Below are 223 nucleotides of genomic sequence, written 5' to 3' on the forward strand. Positions count from 1 at the left end.
CGCGCAACTTCCGCCGCCCACGTTTCTCTTTCTCATCTTCAATTGTCAAATAACCGACCGAACCATCAAGTCCCGTCCCGTCCGCAGCCACCCGACCCTCAAGCCAGACACCGCAAAATCATCCCACACAAGAGCCCAGGCTTCCCGCCCAAGACCTCCAATCACGCCCAAAAAGTCAAGAAACTTCAGAGCGAGTTCGTCGGTCGCCAGCAGCGCCGCCGCC

This window comes from Rhizobium sp. Leaf341 (genome assembly GCF_001424325.1).
Taxonomy (GTDB): domain Bacteria; phylum Pseudomonadota; class Alphaproteobacteria; order Rhizobiales; family Rhizobiaceae; genus Ferranicluibacter.